General features: G+C 67.6%; 16 protein-coding genes. 7 read left to right on the top strand and 9 right to left on the bottom strand.

The window, feature by feature from the left end; genetic code table 11:
• Nucleotides 1–55: 55 nt before the first annotated feature.
• Entirely contained in the window at nt 56–943 is an 888-nt protein-coding gene (locus tag FA90_RS21895; RefSeq protein ID WP_036172546.1) for a hypothetical protein, read from the top strand.
• Between the two features lie 147 nt (nt 944–1,090).
• Nucleotides 1,091–1,825, top strand: coding sequence for an HAD family hydrolase (locus tag FA90_RS21890; protein WP_036172544.1), 735 nt, complete (start codon nt 1,091–1,093; stop codon nt 1,823–1,825).
• Here the strand turns inward: FA90_RS21890 and FA90_RS21885 are convergent.
• The 5 genes from FA90_RS21885 to FA90_RS21865 form a co-directional block, all read right to left on the bottom strand.
• On the bottom strand, nt 1,774–2,247 hold the full coding sequence (locus FA90_RS21885; RefSeq protein ID WP_051971997.1) for a hypothetical protein: 474 nt from the start codon (nt 2,245–2,247) through the stop codon (nt 1,774–1,776). The two genes, FA90_RS21890 and FA90_RS21885, sit on opposite strands and share 52 nt — an antisense overlap.
• Nucleotides 2,234–3,418 (bottom strand): glycosyltransferase, encoded by a 1,185-nt coding sequence (locus FA90_RS21880; protein WP_307172145.1) that lies wholly within the window; start codon nt 3,416–3,418, stop codon nt 2,234–2,236. Before FA90_RS21880 ends, FA90_RS21885 begins: the two co-directional genes overlap by 14 nt.
• A gap of 197 nt (nt 3,419–3,615) precedes the next feature.
• The gene (locus FA90_RS21875) at nt 3,616–5,688 is read right to left on the bottom strand and encodes a M13 family metallopeptidase (RefSeq protein WP_036172542.1); all 2,073 of its coding nucleotides are present in this window, start codon (nt 5,686–5,688) and stop codon (nt 3,616–3,618) included.
• A 74-nt stretch (nt 5,689–5,762) separates the two neighbouring features.
• Complete coding sequence (locus tag FA90_RS27025) at nt 5,763–7,049, bottom strand: NUDIX hydrolase N-terminal domain-containing protein (RefSeq protein WP_036172541.1); 1,287 nt, start codon at nt 7,047–7,049, stop codon at nt 5,763–5,765.
• A gap of 219 nt (nt 7,050–7,268) precedes the next feature.
• Entirely contained in the window at nt 7,269–7,577 is a 309-nt protein-coding gene (locus FA90_RS21865) for a hypothetical protein (RefSeq protein WP_036172539.1), read from the bottom strand.
• A 110-nt stretch (nt 7,578–7,687) separates the two neighbouring features.
• Here FA90_RS21865 and FA90_RS27405 point away from each other — a divergent pair, with 110 nt between their 5' ends.
• The 3 genes from FA90_RS27405 to FA90_RS21850 all read left to right on the top strand — a co-directional run bounded on the left by FA90_RS27405 (nt 7,688) and on the right by FA90_RS21850 (nt 9,582).
• A complete protein-coding gene (locus tag FA90_RS27405) occupies nt 7,688–8,572 on the top strand; it encodes a CAP domain-containing protein (protein ID WP_081933984.1) in 885 nt (294 codons plus the stop codon).
• Nucleotides 8,573–8,660: 88 nt separating this feature from the next.
• Nucleotides 8,661–9,113 (top strand): MarR family winged helix-turn-helix transcriptional regulator, encoded by a 453-nt coding sequence (locus tag FA90_RS21855; RefSeq protein WP_036172537.1) that lies wholly within the window; start codon nt 8,661–8,663, stop codon nt 9,111–9,113.
• A 40-nt stretch (nt 9,114–9,153) separates the two neighbouring features.
• A complete protein-coding gene (locus FA90_RS21850) occupies nt 9,154–9,582 on the top strand; it encodes an organic hydroperoxide resistance protein (RefSeq protein ID WP_036172535.1) in 429 nt (142 codons plus the stop codon).
• Nucleotides 9,583–9,676: 94 nt separating this feature from the next.
• Here FA90_RS21850 and FA90_RS21845 read toward each other — a convergent pair whose 3' ends face one another.
• Nucleotides 9,677–10,000, bottom strand: coding sequence for a S41 family peptidase (locus FA90_RS21845; RefSeq protein WP_197065338.1), 324 nt, complete (start codon nt 9,998–10,000; stop codon nt 9,677–9,679).
• Complete coding sequence (locus tag FA90_RS21840; RefSeq protein WP_036172531.1) at nt 9,990–10,886, bottom strand: AraC family transcriptional regulator; 897 nt, start codon at nt 10,884–10,886, stop codon at nt 9,990–9,992. Before FA90_RS21840 ends, FA90_RS21845 begins: the two co-directional genes overlap by 11 nt.
• A 140-nt stretch (nt 10,887–11,026) precedes the next feature.
• Between FA90_RS21840 and FA90_RS21835 the strand changes: the two genes are divergently transcribed.
• On the top strand, nt 11,027–11,782 hold the full coding sequence (locus tag FA90_RS21835; protein ID WP_036172529.1) for an SDR family NAD(P)-dependent oxidoreductase: 756 nt from the start codon (nt 11,027–11,029) through the stop codon (nt 11,780–11,782).
• 30 nt (nt 11,783–11,812) lie between these two features.
• Here the strand turns inward: FA90_RS21835 and FA90_RS21830 are convergent, their stop codons facing one another.
• Nucleotides 11,813–13,186, bottom strand: coding sequence for an HD-GYP domain-containing protein (locus tag FA90_RS21830; RefSeq protein ID WP_036172527.1), 1,374 nt, complete (start codon nt 13,184–13,186; stop codon nt 11,813–11,815).
• Between the two features lie 215 nt (nt 13,187–13,401).
• Between FA90_RS21830 and FA90_RS21825 the strand changes: the two genes are divergently transcribed.
• Nucleotides 13,402–14,856 (top strand): catalase, encoded by a 1,455-nt coding sequence (locus FA90_RS21825; RefSeq protein WP_036172525.1) that lies wholly within the window; start codon nt 13,402–13,404, stop codon nt 14,854–14,856.
• Nucleotides 14,857–14,909: 53 nt separating this feature from the next.
• On the opposite strand, the gene FA90_RS21820 is transcribed toward FA90_RS21825, so the two are convergent.
• On the bottom strand, nt 14,910–15,602 hold the full coding sequence (locus FA90_RS21820; RefSeq protein WP_036172523.1) for an alpha/beta fold hydrolase: 693 nt from the start codon (nt 15,600–15,602) through the stop codon (nt 14,910–14,912).
• Nucleotides 15,603–15,615: the final 13 nt, after the last annotated feature.

The following is a 15,615-nucleotide window of genomic DNA, read 5'->3' as shown; positions in this document are numbered from 1 at the left end:
GCTCGAGTCACGGTAAGATGCGGTATCAACCCGACACTACCGAGCCGAGATCACCATGCACATTCCACGTCCGTTCCGCCGCCCCACCGTCGCCGCCCTGCTCGTCGCCCTGGGAACCCTGACCGCACAGGCGGCGCTGGCCGCGCCGACCACGATCCTTTTCATCGGCAACAGCTTCACCTTCGGCGAGCCGGCCGGCGCCGCGCCCGTGGTCGAGCGCTTCCGGCCCGGCACGGTCACCGACCTGAACGGCAGCGGCATCGGCGGGGTGCCGGCTCTGTTCAAGGCGTTCACCGAAGAAGCCGGGCTGGACTACCAGGTCAGCCTGGAAACCTCGCCTGGCAAGGGTCTCGACTGGCATTACGACCATGCGCTCAAGACCATCTCGAAACCGTTCGACGTCGCGGTGCTGCAGAGCTACAGCACGCTGGATGCCGCCAAGCCGGGCAACCCGGCCACGCTGACCAAGTATGCCGGCCTGGTGGCCCAGGCCCTGCGCGCGCAGAACCCGAAGATCGACATCCGCCTGGATTCGACCTGGTCGCGCCCGGACCAGACCTACCGGCCGAAAGGCGCCTGGTATGGCAAGCCGATCACTCAGATGGCGCTCGACCTGCGCGCCGGCTACGACCAGGCGGGCCAGGCCTGGCACATGCGCGTGATCCCGGTCGGCCAGGCGTTCAGCCGCGCGATCGCCGCCGGCCTGGCCGATCCGGACCCCTACGACGGCATCGAGGCGGGCAAGGTCAACCTGTGGGCGCCGGACAATTACCACGCCAGCGCCCATGGCTACTACCTCGAGGCGCTGACCATCTTCGGCCAGGTGACCGGGCGCGATCCGCGTTCGCTGGGCGCGAACGAAGGCGTAGCCAGGGAAATCGGGATTGCGCCGGACATGGCGGCGGCGCTGCAGCGCGTCGCGGCCGAGCAGCTGGCGCAGTAAGATCCGGCAACGGAGACCCGAGAAAGTAGCGCGTAAAAAACAACCGGCCAGCCTGTCACACGCCTGTCACAGCTGCGTTTGTATGATGAGGAAACTGGGCAACAACGGTTGCCTGGCGGTCGGCTGGGCATCCTGGGGCTTACGCGCATGTACACAAGCAACAAACGGCTGTTGATCCTGGACGCGGACGGGACCACGATCGACGCCTTTTCCGCCATCGAAGCCGCCTTCCTGCGGCACGGCCTGGTCATCGGCGACGAAACCCGCTTCCAGAAACGCCACCAACTGTTCAAGTACCTGGGCGGCTTGAAGGAATTCCCGGCCATCATCAAGAAGAACCTGCGCAAGAACAGCCGCGCCAAATTGGTCGACAGCCTGACCCAGGTCTACCGTCAGGAAGCCAGCCTGTACGCCGGCATTCCCGACCTGATCCGCGAATTGATCGCCGCGCCCGACATCGTGGTCGGGATGGTCACGCGCAACATCACCCACGAGCCGCTGGAGACGCTGCGCCAGCTGTTCGCGCGCCACGGCATCGACATCGACGCGCTGGACTTCTTCGTCCACATCCCCTTAAGCGAACGCAAGACCCAGCATTTCCGCGCGATCCGCGAACGCTTCGGCATCAATCCGGCGCGCGCCTACGTCTGCGGCGACGAGCACAAGGATTTCGCGGCGGCGGTCGGCAGCGGCATGCACCCGTTCATCGTGTCCTACGGCTTCGAAGACCACGACCGGCTGACGCTCAAGTTCGAGGTGCCGCCGGAACTGATCGCGCGCACGCCGGACGAGTTGAGCCGGCGCGTGCGCCATGCGCTCGATTTGCGCGCTCAGAAGGCATACCAGAACAGCAGCGCGCTGGCGGCGCCGAACATCCAGTAGTCGACCGGCGCCCCGGCCAGCCAGCGCCGGTGCCAGGGCACGTGCGCCGGCTTGAAGCGGCGCCAGCCGAAGCTCGGGTTCACCACGAACCACAGGAAATCCTCGACGATCCAGAACAGCATGATCGACGCCAGCACCTGGGCCTCCAGCGGCGCCGACCAGCGCCCCATGAAGCACAGCGGGAAGTGGAAGAAGATCGCGATGAAGGAAAACATCCAGGCGTGGTAGCCGGTCATGGCGCGCCCGCCCCAGAACAGGTCGAGCAGGACGTGCTGTTCGATGCGCCAGGTCGGCAGGTTGGCGGCCCAGCCGGCATCGCCTTCGATCTCGACCTCGACCCGCGCGAAGAAGTAGGCGGCCAGCAGCACCGCGGCGAAGGTAGCGCCGAACTGGCCTGCGCGCGACAGCTCAAACACCGGCATGCTCGCTCGCCAGCTGCCCGAGCACGGCGCCGAGCACCTGCCGCGCCGCCTGCGGCCGCCCCAGCGCGCGCGCCCGCTCGCGCATCTGCGCCAGCGCGGCGGGATGCGCCAGCAGATAGCGCACGCGGTACTCGAGGGCCGCCAGGTCGGTCGCCTTGAGCGCCGCGCCCTGCTCGAGCAGGAAGTTGGCATTGCTGTCTTCCTGGCCCGGGATTGGCGAATTGACGATCATCGGCAAGCCCATCGCCAGGCACTCGGCGCTGGTCGAGCCGCCCGGCTTGGTAATGGCCAGGTCGGCGCAGGCCATCAGGCGCTCGACCTGGTCGGTGTAGCCCTGCGGCGCCAGCCGGCCCGGATACTGCGCCGCCAGCACGTGCAGCGCGGCCAGCTCGGCGGCGTTGCGGCCGGCCAGGGCGATCAGCTGGAAGTCGGCGGGGATCTCGAGCAGGCGCCGCGCCACGGCGCTCAGGCCGCCCAGGCCGGCGCCGCCGCCCATCAGCAGGAAGATCGGCCTGGCCGGATCCAGGCCCAGCGCACGCGCGCACATGCCGCTCTCGTGGGTGCGCGCGAAGCCGGGCATCACCGGGATGCCGGTGACGTGGATGCGGTCCTGCGCGATGCCGGCCTGGCGCATGCGGAACGCGACCTCCTCGTTGGGCGCGAAGTAGCCGGCGACGTGCGGATGGACCCACATGCGGTGCAGGTCAAAGTCGGTCACCTGCACCCAGAGCGGACAGCGCAAGGCGCCGGCTGCGACCTGGCGCGCCAGGATCTCGGCCGGCTGGAAATGGGTGCAGACGATGGCGTCGGGCGCCAGCGCGGTGACGTGCTCGACCAGGCGGCGGCACGCGCGCCGCTCGACGCGCCGGCGCAGGCGGTTGATCCAGCCCTCGGGCGCGGCCTCGTTGCTCATCCGGTACAGCCGGCTCCACAGCTGCGGCGCGTGCCTGACCAGGGCGATGTAGTGATTGGTGTAGACCTTGCGCAGGCGCGGCGCGGCGAACGCCATCGCATCCAGGTGCACTGCGCCGGCCACGCAGGGATCGATGCTGGCGCAGGCCTGGATCGCGTCGGCCACGCGCACGTGCCCGGCGCCGGCAGGGACGCTGAGCAGCAGGATGCGCTTGCCGGCCATGCCGATGTCGGCGCCGCCGTCCCTCACGGCGCCCACTTCCCGGCGCCCACGGCGTGCGCTGCGCTTCCCATCGATCGATACTCGTACATGGCCCCCGTCCTGTCGTCAACGATATCGCCGACGACTGTAGCGCCCGAATGTGACCCGGCGATGACGCCGGCAGGCAAACGCCCAGGCGAAAAAAAACGCCAGCCGCGTGGCTGGCGTCCGGCGCTGGCGCGGGCCAGCCGCGCTTACCAGAACACCACGCGGCCCTGCGGCGCCAGGTACATCTTGTCACCCGGCTTGACGTCATACGCCTTGTAGAAGTCCGGGTGGTTGCGCAGGCTGCCGTTGACGCGGAATTCGGACGGCGAATGCGGGTCCGACTTGACCTGCGCGATCAGCGCGGCGTCGCGCGCCTTGCCGCGGCGCGCCTGGGCCATGCCCATGAAGATGCGCTGGTCGGCCGTGTAGCCGTCGATGACCGGGGCCGGCTTGCCGTGCAAGGAAATCTGGTAGGCGCGGCTGGCCATCACGGCGCCGGCGTTGTCGGCGATGTTCTCGCCCAGCGTCAGCTCGCCGTTCAGGTGGAAGCCCGCCACCGGGCTGTAGCTGTCGTACTGCGCGACCAGCATCTTGCCCTTGGCGGCAAATTTTTCGCCGTCTTCCTTCGTCCACCAGTTGCGCAGGTTGCCGTCGCCGTCGTACTGCGCGCCCTGGTCGTCGAACGCGTGGCTGATCTCGTGGCCGATCGAGATGCCGACCGCGCCATAGTTGATCGCCGGTTCGGCGCCGGCGTCGTACAGCGGGCTTTGCAGGCGCGCGGCCGGGAACACGACTTCGTTCAGCTCCGGGTTGTAGTAGGCGTTGACGGTCTGCGGCGTCATGCCCCATTCGCTGCGGTCGACCGGCTTGCCCAGCTTGTTGATCTCGTACTGATGGGCGAACTCGCGCGCGCGCGTGACGTTGCCGACCAGGTCGTCGCGTTTCACGCTCAGCGACGAATAATCGCGCCACTTGTCCGGATAGCCAACCTTCACCGCGATCTTCGACAGCTTGACTTGCGCCTGCTTCTTGGTGGCCTCGCTCATCCAGTCGAGGGTGTCGATGCGCTCCTTGTAGGCCAGCAGGAAGTTGTGGACCATCTCCTGCACCTGCTGCTTGCGCTCCGCCGGGAAGTAGTTTTGCACGTAGACCTTGCCGACCACTTCGCCCAGGTCGCGGTTGATCTGGGCGATCGCGCGCTTCTGCAGCGGACGATTCACCGTCGCGCCGGTCAGCACCTTGCCGCGGAAGGCGAAGCTCTCGTCCACGAAGGGCTGCGACAGGTAGGGCGCGTAGCTGCTCAGCAGGCGGAAGTCGAAGTAGGCTTTCCAGGTCTCGACCGGGGTGTCGGCGATGATCTTGTCGAGGCCCTGGATGTACGACGGCTGGCTGACGATCACCGAATCGACCTTGCCGGCCACGCCCACACCCTTCAGGTAGCCGGCGAAATCAAAACCCGGCGCCAGCGCCTTGAGCTGGGCGATGGACAGCTTGTTGTAGGCCTTGACCGGATCGCGGTTCTCGACCGCGCTCCACTGCGCCTTGGCGATCGCGGTTTCCAGCGCGACGATCCGGGCGGCTTCCTCGCGCGCGTGCGCGTGGCCGGCCAGGTTCAGCATCGTCTCGACGTGGGCCTGGTATTTTTCGCGCGTGTCCTTCAGCTTGGCGTCGTCCTGCAGGTAAAAGTCGCGGTTCGGCATGCCCAGGCCTGACTGGCCGATATCGACGATGTAGCGGGTCGAATCCTTGTTGTCCTGGTGGACGCCCATGTCGACCGGCGCCCCGGCGCCGATGCGGTTGAAGTGCGCCGCCAGCGCCGCGATGCCCTTCTTGTCCTTCAGCGCGGCGACGCGCGCCAGCTCGCCTTTCAATGGCGTCAGGCCGAGCGCGTTGCGGCGCGCCTCGTCCATGTAGCTGGCGTAGTAGTCGCCCATCTTCTGCGCGTCCGAGCCGGCACGGGCAGCCTTGTCCTGCGACGCCGCTTCGATCAGCGTGCGGATCTGGTTCTCGACGTTTTCCTGGGCCACGTTGAAGGCGCCCCAGCTCGAGCGGTCGGCCGGGATCTCGACGTCCTGCAGCCACTTGCCCTGCGAGTAGCGGAAGAAGTCGTCCTGCGGACGCACTTTCGCATCGAGCGAGGACAGGTCGACGCCGGCGCGATTGGCCGCCTGCGACTGGATGGCGTCGCCCGCTGCGCTGGATGGGTTGTCGGCGCCGGCGATGGCGAAATTGGCGGCGAACAGGCCCGCGATCAGGGCGCTGCACAGGGTACGCTTCATGGGGGTCTCCAGGATGAGTTCAGCCTGCGATGCTAAGCGAAAGTTTGCTGGTTGCCAAGCATCGGCGACCTCGCCTAGTCGCATGCGGCCGGCAGGTCCGGCTGGTGCGCATATGTGAACAGGCGCTCCAGTTGCGCCAGCGTGACCCGGCCGGTCGACAGCGCCAGACCCGGCAGTTCGGCACGCGTGACCCAGCGCGCTTCCGTCGTCTCGGGCGTTTCGGCCAGCAGGCTGCCGCCGATCACGCGGCAGGCGATGAAGGCCTTGTAGATGGCCCAAGTCTGCTGGGGATGCCCGTGCTTGCGCGTGTCCCACAGCGCCAGCAGGCGCATGGCCTCGACCTGCAGGCCGGTTTCCTCGCGCACTTCCTTGACGGCGACTTCGAACGGCGAATAGCCGACATCGGCCCAGCCGCCCGGCAGCGTCCAGCGGCCAGCGTCGGCTTTCTCGCGCACCATCAGGACCGCATCGACGCCGCGAAACAGCACGGCGCGGATGTCGACCTTGGGCGTGGCGTAGCCGCTATGGGTTGCCGCCTCCCGTTCGAGTACCGGCAGCGGCACGCCGGTCAGATGGTGCAGCATGCGCTGGCCCAGCTGCAGCAATTCCTGGTAGCGCTCGGCGTCGTACGGCGCCGGGTTGAAGCCCAGTCCCGTCTGCGCCAGCGCCTGCACGCGCTGGGCGATGCGCAGCCACGCGCTGCTGTCAGGTGCGGCAAGGCGCGGCAGCAGCCAGTCGCGCAGCGCGTCGACCGAGGCAGCGAAGTGATCCGGCGCCATCGCCGCCAGCGCGGCGCCGTCGGTGGTATCGGCCCAACCCGCACCGACCACCGGCATGCCGACACCGTGCGCCGCCGTCACGTCGCTCGGCGCATCGCCGATGTAGACGGCTTCCGCCGGCGCCAGCTGCCAGGCCGCCAGGATACTGCGCAGCGCCTCCGGCTTGCGCGGGCCATCCGGCGAACCGGTCTCGATCAGTTCGAAATAATCGGCCAGGCCGAACTGGCGCAGCGAGAGTTGCGTGCTCGCAGCGGCCTTGCCGGTGACGAGGCTCAGGCGCACGCCGCGCGCGCGCAAGTCGTCCAGCAGGTTGCGCATGCCGGCGAAAAGGTCGGGCCAATCCGGGTGCAGCCGTTCGTAATGTGCGAGATAGGCCGCCACGCACTCATCGTAATGGCCTGGGGCGAGTGCGCGGATCGTGCCCTCTTCGGATGGGCCGAACGTGCCGACGATATCCGCATCGCTGAGCGCGACGCCGGTGGCGGGTTCGATGGCGCTGCGAAACGCGGCAATGCACAGCGGCAGCGTGTTCGCGAGCGTGCCGTCCAGGTCGAACAATACGGCTTTGAATGCGGTCGTCATGGTTATCAGTCCAGTCATGGAGTTCTTGCATAATATCGACGTCTGCTTCCTGGGCGCCTACGGTCTGCATCCGGAGGCGGGCCTCACCGTCGCCGACGCCGAAGAAGCGGCCGTCAAGCGCGCGATGCTGCGCTCGGCCGCCCACGTCGTCGGCTGGATGTCTACCGCGCGCGTGGCGTCACGGTGCTATGAAAGTCAGTACGCGCGCCGGCAGCGTATTCAGCGCAGCCAGGCGCGCAACACCTCCGAGCCCTGGTCCAACCCGGACTTGAGGCGTCGCTCGGCCAAGGCCGCGCATTGGTCCATCGTCCCGACGCCCTGGTCGGCCGCCCGCGCCGCGATGGCCCTGGCGGCGACACCGAAGGCGACGATCGCTTCGTCCCAGGTCAGGCCGGAGGCGAGCGCCTGTTCAACGACGTGCGCGGTCAGCGCGCCGACTTTGTCGATGCGCGCGTCATCGACATTTGCAATTTTTAACATGGTGAGCTCCTTGATGATTGCATGGGTTTCCGGCCTTTGTTTTATCACGGAAGATCCTGGCGTCCGGTTCGTTACGTCCGACTGGAATTCGGCGCCTCCGTCCCCATATCGATGACGGGCACGATCGTGCCTATCTCCGCAGATCACCAATTTTCTTCATGTCCGTTTTCGCTTCCCCCTTCCCGTCTGGCGCGCGCCTGCCGCTTCGCGCCGCCCTCGCGTGCGCAGGCGCGCTCGCGCTCGGCGCCCCCGCGCACGCGCGCGCGGACGAGCTGGCCAACCTGATCAACGCCTACCGCGCCGTGCCTTCCAGCTGCGCCGGTCAAGCCGCGGACGCCGCCGCGCCGCTGGCGCCCGAGCCGGCGCTGGCAGGCATCCGCATCGGTCCTGGCACTTTCCTGGAATCAGCGCTCAAGCGCGCCGGCTATTCGACCGACCACGCCGAAGCGATCTTCGTCACCGGTCCGCCGGACGCGCCATCGGCGATGCAGATCCTGCGCGAAAAATACTGCGGCCGGTTGCTGAGCAGCGAGTTCTCGGCGGTCGGCACCGCGCGCCATGGCAACGAGTGGCAGGTCGTGCTGGCGCACCGCTTCGACATCCCCGTGCTGCCCGGCCAGCAGCAGACCGGCGAGGAGATCCTGGCCCTGGTCAACGCCGCGCGCGCCCAGCCTCGCACTTGCGGCACGCAAGCTTTTTCCGCCGCCGGCCCGCTGCGCTGGAACGACACGCTGGCCGAAGCCGCGCTCGGCCACAGCACGGAGCTGGCCACGCACCACTACTTCAGCCACGTCGAACACGACGGCAGCACGCCGGCCTCGCGCGTGACGCGCACCGGCTACGGCTGGTCGCGGGTCGGCGAAAACATCGCCTCCGGCCAGCGCACGGCGGCGGAAGCGGTCCAGTCCTGGCTCGACAGCCCGGGCCACTGCGCCAACATCATGAACCCGACCTTTACCGAGACGGGCACGGCCTACGCCATCAATCCGGGCAACGAGAACCACACGGCCTACTGGACCCAGGTGTTCGCCCGTCCACGCTGACGCCTGGTAACAGCCATGCATTCCGGCTATCGCCATCATCAAAAATAATAAATTGCGCGCAATTTAATTGAGCGCTATAGTTCAACCCATGGAAACGAACACTGCAACCGACGCTCTGCTCCTGGACAATCAGCTGTGCTTTGCCCTGCATTCGGCATCGCTGGCGATGACCAAGGTGTACAAGCCGCACCTGGATGCGTTGAACGTGACCTACCCGCAGTATCTGGTGCTGCTGGTGCTGTGGGAGCGCGACGGCTTGACCGTCTCGGCCATCGGAGAACGGCTTTTCCTCGACTCCGGTACGCTGACGCCGCTCCTCAAGCGCCTCGAAGCGCAAGGCCTGCTCAGCCGGACCCGCGATCCCGACGACGAACGCCGCGTCGTGATCCGTCTGACCGAGCAAGGCCGCGCACTCAGGCAGGACGCCGCCGCCATCCCGGGCTGCATCCTGGACAGCACCGGCTGCGAAGTCGAACAGATAGCCGTACTGGCCAGGGAGATCGCACAACTGCGCGACCGCCTGGCCGAATCGAAACGTTGATCAGTCACTCTCAATAACCGTAAAAAGAAAGGGTATCGCCATGACCACCAAGCTCGACAAAGTCCTGTACACCGCCAAAGCACACACCACCGGTGGCCGCGAAGGCCGCGCCACCACCGACGACGGCCTGCTGGACGTGGCCCTGATGCCGCCGAAGGAACTGGGCGGCAAAGGCGGCGCGACCAACCCGGAACAGCTGTTCGCCGCCGGTTACTCGGCTTGCTTCATCGGCGCCATCAAGTTCGTCGCCGGCCAGAAGAAAGTCACCGTCCCGGCCGAGACCTCGGTCGACGCCAGCGTCTCGCTCGGCCCGGTGCCGACCGGCTTCGCCCTGGCCGTCGAGCTGGCAGTCAACCTGCCGGGCCTGGACCGCGCCGTGGCGCAGGACCTGATCGACGCCGCCCACATCGTCTGCCCGTACTCGAACGCGACCCGCGGCAACATCGAAGTGAACGTGCACCTGGTCTAAGCTCCAACACGCACCGGCGCCGTCCGGTGCGCATGAACGAAGGCGCCGCCCGCTCGTGGGTCGGCGCCTTTTCTTTTTCCCGGCGCAAAACGCCTTACTGCTCGTCGCGCAGCCATTGCGCGATGCGTGCACGGCGCGCCGGGCCGGTCTCGATCGCCAGCATCCGCTTCAGGATGACGACGGTCGCGACCTCCAGCGCGGCGCGCGAGGGCACCACCACGTCGGGCTGCACGCCCTTGCCTTCCCAGTTGGCGTGAGTGATCGGATTGACGATCCGGGCCACCGGCATGTCGACGACGAAGTGCGGCGCCAGGCGCACGCTGGCCGTCGGCTGCGCGGCGCCACGCGTCGCCTGGCCGATCGAGTGTTGGCGCCGCCGGTCCTGGCGGGGTGACGGGACGGCTCGACTAGGCCGCACGCGGGCGGGCGCGCGCATCACGCACGTCGCGCGCGGGAGGACGGCCGAACATGCGCCCGTACTCGCGCGTGAACTGCGAAACGCTCTCGTAGCCGACCGCGAACGCGGCATTGGCGATCGGCGCGCCGTCGGCCAGCATGGTCCGGCGCGCCTCGATCAGACGCAGCTGCTTCTGGAACTGCAGCGGCGACAACGAGGTCACGCCGCGAAAATGGACGTGGAAACTCGACACGCTCATGCCGGCAGCCTCGGCCAGCTGTTCGACCCGCAGCGGCCCGGCGAATCCGGCGCGGATCAGCGCCACCGCCCGTCCGATGCGCTGCGCGTGGCTGCCGGCCGCGCCCAGCGCCCGGATCGCCGCGCCGTGGCGTCCGGCCAGCAGCCAGTAGTGCAGTTCGCGCACCAGCGGCTGCGCCAACAGCGACAACGCGTCTGGACGATCGAGCAAGCGCAGCAGGCGCAGTGCGCAGTCCGCGACTTCGGCCTCGGTCGGATCGACGCGCACCGCCAGCTCGGCCCGCAGCAAAGCGGGGGCCGGCCCCATTTCCGCCACCAGCGCCGCGATCACGGCCGGATCGAGTTCGATCACGAACGAATAATAAGGCTGCGCCGGCGAAGCGGCGGTGACCTGGCTGACGGTCGGCACGTCGGCCGCGATCAGCAGCGAGTCGCCGGCGCCGAAATCGAAGGTATGGGCGCCCATCGCCACGCGCTTGGCGCCTTGCAGCACCAGGGCCACCAGCGGCTTCGAGACGGCCACGCGCAATGGCGACGGACAGGTCTCGCGCAGGATCGCCAGCCCGGCGATGGGCGTGGCGGCGACGCCCTGGGTATCGGCGTGGACGTCCGCATGGCGGCGCACGGCATCGAGCAGTGAAATGGTCATGGCGCGAGCTTAGCGCCGGCTGCGCGCCGGCGCAACGGCGCCTGGACGATCGGGCAAGCAATCGGCCGGATCGGGCAACTTCGAACGCTCGAACGGCACGATAGTGGAGCCCTTCTCCACCCTCTGCAAGGAATCCTGCAATGACTACCGTTTCCCTCGTCACCGGCGCCAGCCGCGGCCTCGGCCGCAATATGGCGCTGGCCATCGCGCGCCAGGGCGGCGACGTGATCCTGACCTACCGCGGCGGCGCCGACCAGGCGCAGGCCGTGGCCGCCGAGATCGCGCAACTGGGCCGCAAGGCGCTCGCCCTGCGGCTCGACCTCACCGACATCGCCTCGTTCGGCGCCTTCGCCGGCGCGTTGAAAGCCGCGCTGGCCGACACCTGGCAACGCGACGGCTTCGACCACCTGGTCAACAATGCCGGCCAGGGCGAGATGGCGAGCATCCTCGAGACCACCGAAGCCCAGTTCGACAGCCTGTTCGACACCCACGTCAAAGGCGTGTTCTTCCTGACCCGGGCGCTGGCGCCGCTTCTCGCCGATGGCGGGCGCATCGTCAACGTCTCGTCCGGCCTGACCCGCATCTCGTTCGCGGGCTTCGCGGCCTATGCCGCGGCCAAGGGCGCGGTCGAAACGCTGACGCTGTACATGGCCAAGGAATTCGGCAGCCGCGGCATCACCGCCAACGTGATCGCGCCGGGCGCCATCGAAACCGATTTCCTCGGCGGCGCGGTGCGCGACCTGCCCGACCTGAACCGGCAGTTCGCGGCGATGACGGCGCTCGGCCGGGTCGGCCTGCCCGACGATATCGGACCGATGGTCGCCAGCCTGCTGCGCCCGGACAACCGCTGGGTCACCGGCCAGCGCATCGAGGTGTCCGGCGGCCAGACGATCTAGCCGGGCGGCGTTCCGGGCCGAGCGCAGCGCTCAAGCCGCCTGCGGGAACGGCACCTGCTCCACCGCGCGCACCAGCGCCGCGTAGCAATCCGGATCGAGCGCGCTGCCGACCGTCTTGCCCATCATCTCCAGGGCTTGCGGAATCGGGATCGCGCCGCGGTATGGGCGCGCCGCCGTGATGGCGTCGAAGATGTCGGCGGTGGTGATGATGCGCGTTTCGATGCGGATGTCGTCCGCGCTCAGGCCGCGCGGATAGCCGGTACCGTCCAGGCGCTCGTGGTGGGCGCCGGCGATCGCCGCCAGCTCGCGGAAGGCGCCGATGCGGCCCAGGATGGTCTCGGTGAAGGCGGCATGCTGCTTGACCGCGTCCCATTCATCGCGGTCGAGCGCGCCGGCCTTGTCGAGCACGCTGTTCGAGACGCCCAGCTTGCCGACGTCGTGCAGCAGCGCGCCGCGCTTGAGCCAGCGCCGGCGCGGCTCGGACAAGCCGAGCGACTCGCCGATCATGTCGGTGTACAGCGCCACGCGCGCGCTGTGGCCGCTGGTGTACGGGCTTTTCGCATCGACCACCTGGCCGAAGGCGGCGGCGATGTCGTCCAGGTAGTCATCGTCCAGCGGCGATTCCTGGCCATGGCCGGCAGGCTGCAGATCGGCCACCGCGCGCTCGACCTGGTCGCCGGCCAGCACGGTCCAGAAGGCGTCGCTCGGGGCGACCGCCTCGAACGCCTCGACCAGGCGCGGGTCGAACCACTGGCCGGCGCGCGTGCGCACTTCCTTGAGCGCGGCCGCGCGCCCGCTCGCGGTGTGGAACACGTCGATCACTTGCGCCATCAGCGCGATGCGCGAATAGATCGGGATGGCCTCGCCCGCCAGCTGCGCCGGCTTGCCGCCGCCGTTGAAATGCTCGTCGAGCGAGTAGATGCCGTCGGCCACGCCCTGCGGGAAGCGCAGCAGGCGCGCGATCTCGGCGCCGCGCTGGCAGCGCGTGGCCACCAGTTCCTGCGCATAGGTCGGGCCTTCGCGCAGGATCGTCATCACCTTGCGGAAGCGCTCGGCCAGGCCGGCCTTCAGCCCGGTGTGCTTGAGCACGAAGCCGAGCACCTGCGGCAGGCTGTCGCCGACCAGCATCCAGTCGCTCTTGAAATTCAGGTCGTCGGTCAGGTACAGCTCGCAGATGCGCGCCGCATTGCTGCTGCAGCCCAGGTCCTTGAGCAGCAGCGTGTAGTACAGCTCCCACAGCTGCGTCTCGCTCAAGCCGGCCTGGCGCCCGATATGCATGCCGATCCAGCAGCAGCGCAGGCAATGGCCCGGCGGCTGGCCCTCGGTGATGTCGAGCGCATAGCTGAAGGAACCGATCAGTTCCGACAATTTCAGGGCATGGAGGTGGGATGCAGGCGCGTTCATGGCTCGACCAGGCTTTCGATTCGATAATATTTGATGATTATGGGCAATATCGATCATCGATTGGTGTCAACACATCCATTAAATTTTTTAATGGAATCCATATAAACAGATAGTTTGCCCAAATAGTATGGCTGACCTATCATGGCCATGAATAAATCACAGCTATCGATTTATTGAGTTCGATAGCAAACAACCTCAGCCTTGAAAGAACAGCCATGACCGACCTGACCACCGCTTCCGGCATCCCCGTCGCCGACAACCAGAACTCGATCACCGCCGGCCCGCGCGGCCCGGTGCTGCTGCAGGACTTCCACCTGATCGAAAAACTGCAGCACTTCAACCGCGAGCGCATCCCCGAGCGCGTGGTGCACGCCAAGGGTTCGGGCGCGTTCGGCACCTTTACTGTCACGCATGACATCAGCCAATACACCAAGGCCAGGCTGTTCAACGGAGTCGGCAAGCAGACCGAGACCTTCCTGCGTTTTTCGACCGTCGGCGGCGAAAAGGGTTCGGCCGACACCGAACGCGACCCGCGCGGCTTCGCGCTGCGCTTCTACACCGAAGACGGCAACTGGGACCTGGTCGGCAACAACACCCCGACCTTCTTCCTCAAGGATGGCATCAAGTTCCCGGACTTCATCCACACCCAGAAGCGCGATCCGCAGACCAACCTGAAATCGGCGCAGATGATGTGGGACTTCTGGAGCCAGGCCCCGGAAAGCCTGCACCAGGTCACGATCCTGTTCTCGGACCGCGGCACCCCGGACGGCTACCGCCACATGGACGGCTTCGGCAGCCACACCTACAGCCTGATCAACGAAGACGGCCAACGCGTCTGGGTGAAATGGCACTTCAAGACCCTGCAGGGCATCAAGAACCTGTCGGCCGCGGAAGCGGTGCGCCTGGCCGGCGCCGACCCGGACTACGCGCAGCGCGATTTGTTCAACGCGATCGCCAAGGGTGATTTTCCGCGCTGGAGCGTCGAGATCCAGGTCATGGACGACGACACGCGCGCGCGCTGGGAAGCGAAAACCGGCTGGGACGCGTTCGACCTGACCAAGGTGTGGCCGCAGGGCGAGTTCCCGCGCATCCCGGTCGGCATCCTGGAACTGAACCGCAATCCGGACAACTACCACCAGGATGTCGAGCAGGCCGCGCTGTCGCCGTCGAACGTGGTGCCGGGCCTGGGCTACAGCCCGGACAAGATGCTGCAGGCGCGCCTGTTCGCCTACCACGACGCCCAGCTGTACCGCGTCGGCACCAACCACCAGCACTTGCCGGTGAACCGTCCGCGCTGCCCGTTCCACAACCAGCAGCGCGACGGCGGCATGGCGATCGCCAACGGCGGCGCGGCGCGGAACTACGACCCGGTGCGCGCCATGCCGGCGGCCGGCGGTTTCGGCCACGGCGATGCGGGCTGGCAGGTCGAAGGCGTCGCGGGCCGTTACGACACCCGCGCCACCGACGACCATTTCACCCAGGCCGGCAACCTGTTCCGCCTCTTGACCGAGGAAGGCAAGCGCAACCTGATCGATAACATCGCCGGCGCGCTGGGCCAGACCGATGCGGCCACGCAAGACCGCCAGATCGGGCACTTCCTGAAGGCCGATCCGGCCTACGGCCAGGGCGTGGCGGAAGCGATCCAGCGTTTGCACAACCGCGCGCTCTGATCTATCGCTAGCTTAAATGTCGCCCCCCGCGCACGCTGGGGCGACAGCGATACTCAGCCGGCATGCCGCGCCAGCCACGGCACGACCACGTCGCCCAGCCGCTGCGGCGCCTCGATCGGAATCATGTGCCCGCTGTCCGCGATCACGGCAAACGCCGCGCCCGCGATCCCGGCCTGCATCTCCTGCGCTTCCTCCATGCTGCGCAGCTGGTCGTGATCGGCGGCGATCACCAGCGTCGGACAGCGGATCTCGTTCAGCCGATCGAGGTCGCCGGGACGCTCGAGCATCGACTGGCGCCGGAACACTTCGCCGCCCAGGCGCGTGCCCATCGCACGCACGCGCTCGATCAGGGCGTCGTTGTTGCGGTCCTTCGGATGCAGCGAACTGGCCACCGCGGTGCGGCTCAAGCCGCTGAAGGCGATCGACGCATCGGCGCGGCCGATCGCGCCTTTTTTCTTTTGCAGTGACGGCGTGTCGGGCCGGGTCGAGGTCGCGATCAGGACCAGCGCGCGCACGCGTGCGGGCGCCAGGCGGGCGATCTCGCGCGCGACGTAGCCGCCCATCGAAAAGCCCACCAGCAGGAAGGTCTCGGGGGCGGATTCAAGCGCGCGCCGCGCCATCGCCTCGATGGTCGCGTCGTGGCGCAGGTCGGCATGCACGACCGGGCCGAACGGCGCGAGGCGCGGCAGCAGGTCGTTCCAGAGGGTTTCATCGGCCATGAAGCCGGGGACGAGCAGGATGGACATGCGTCATGCTAGC

It is taken from the genome of Massilia sp. 9096 (assembly GCF_000745265.1).
Classification (GTDB): Bacteria; Pseudomonadota; Gammaproteobacteria; order Burkholderiales; family Burkholderiaceae_D; genus Telluria.
This window is presented reverse-complemented; position numbering and strand designations above follow the sequence as displayed.

Coding starts and splice junctions, on each gene's coding strand:
- FA90_RS21890 (WP_036172544.1), top strand. CDS start 1,091: ATGTACACAAGCAACAAACGGCTGTTGATCCTGGACGCGGACGGGACC.
- FA90_RS21850 (WP_036172535.1), top strand. CDS start 9,154: ATGACCACCAAGCTCGACAAAGTCCTGTACACCGCCAAAGCACACACC.
- FA90_RS21835 (WP_036172529.1), top strand. CDS start 11,027: ATGACTACCGTTTCCCTCGTCACCGGCGCCAGCCGCGGCCTCGGCCGC.
- FA90_RS21840 (WP_036172531.1), bottom strand. CDS start 10,886: ATGACCATTTCACTGCTCGATGCCGTGCGCCGCCATGCGGACGTCCAC.
- FA90_RS21830 (WP_036172527.1), bottom strand. CDS start 13,186: ATGAACGCGCCTGCATCCCACCTCCATGCCCTGAAATTGTCGGAACTG.
- FA90_RS27025 (WP_036172541.1), bottom strand. CDS start 7,049: ATGACGACCGCATTCAAAGCCGTATTGTTCGACCTGGACGGCACGCTC.
- FA90_RS21885 (WP_051971997.1), bottom strand. CDS start 2,247: ATGCCGGTGTTTGAGCTGTCGCGCGCAGGCCAGTTCGGCGCTACCTTC.
- FA90_RS27405 (WP_081933984.1), top strand. CDS start 7,688: ATGTCCGTTTTCGCTTCCCCCTTCCCGTCTGGCGCGCGCCTGCCGCTT.
- FA90_RS21825 (WP_036172525.1), top strand. CDS start 13,402: ATGACCGACCTGACCACCGCTTCCGGCATCCCCGTCGCCGACAACCAG.
- FA90_RS21855 (WP_036172537.1), top strand. CDS start 8,661: ATGGAAACGAACACTGCAACCGACGCTCTGCTCCTGGACAATCAGCTG.
- FA90_RS21820 (WP_036172523.1), bottom strand. CDS start 15,602: ATGTCCATCCTGCTCGTCCCCGGCTTCATGGCCGATGAAACCCTCTGG.
- FA90_RS21895 (WP_036172546.1), top strand. CDS start 56: ATGCACATTCCACGTCCGTTCCGCCGCCCCACCGTCGCCGCCCTGCTC.
- FA90_RS21875 (WP_036172542.1), bottom strand. CDS start 5,688: ATGAAGCGTACCCTGTGCAGCGCCCTGATCGCGGGCCTGTTCGCCGCC.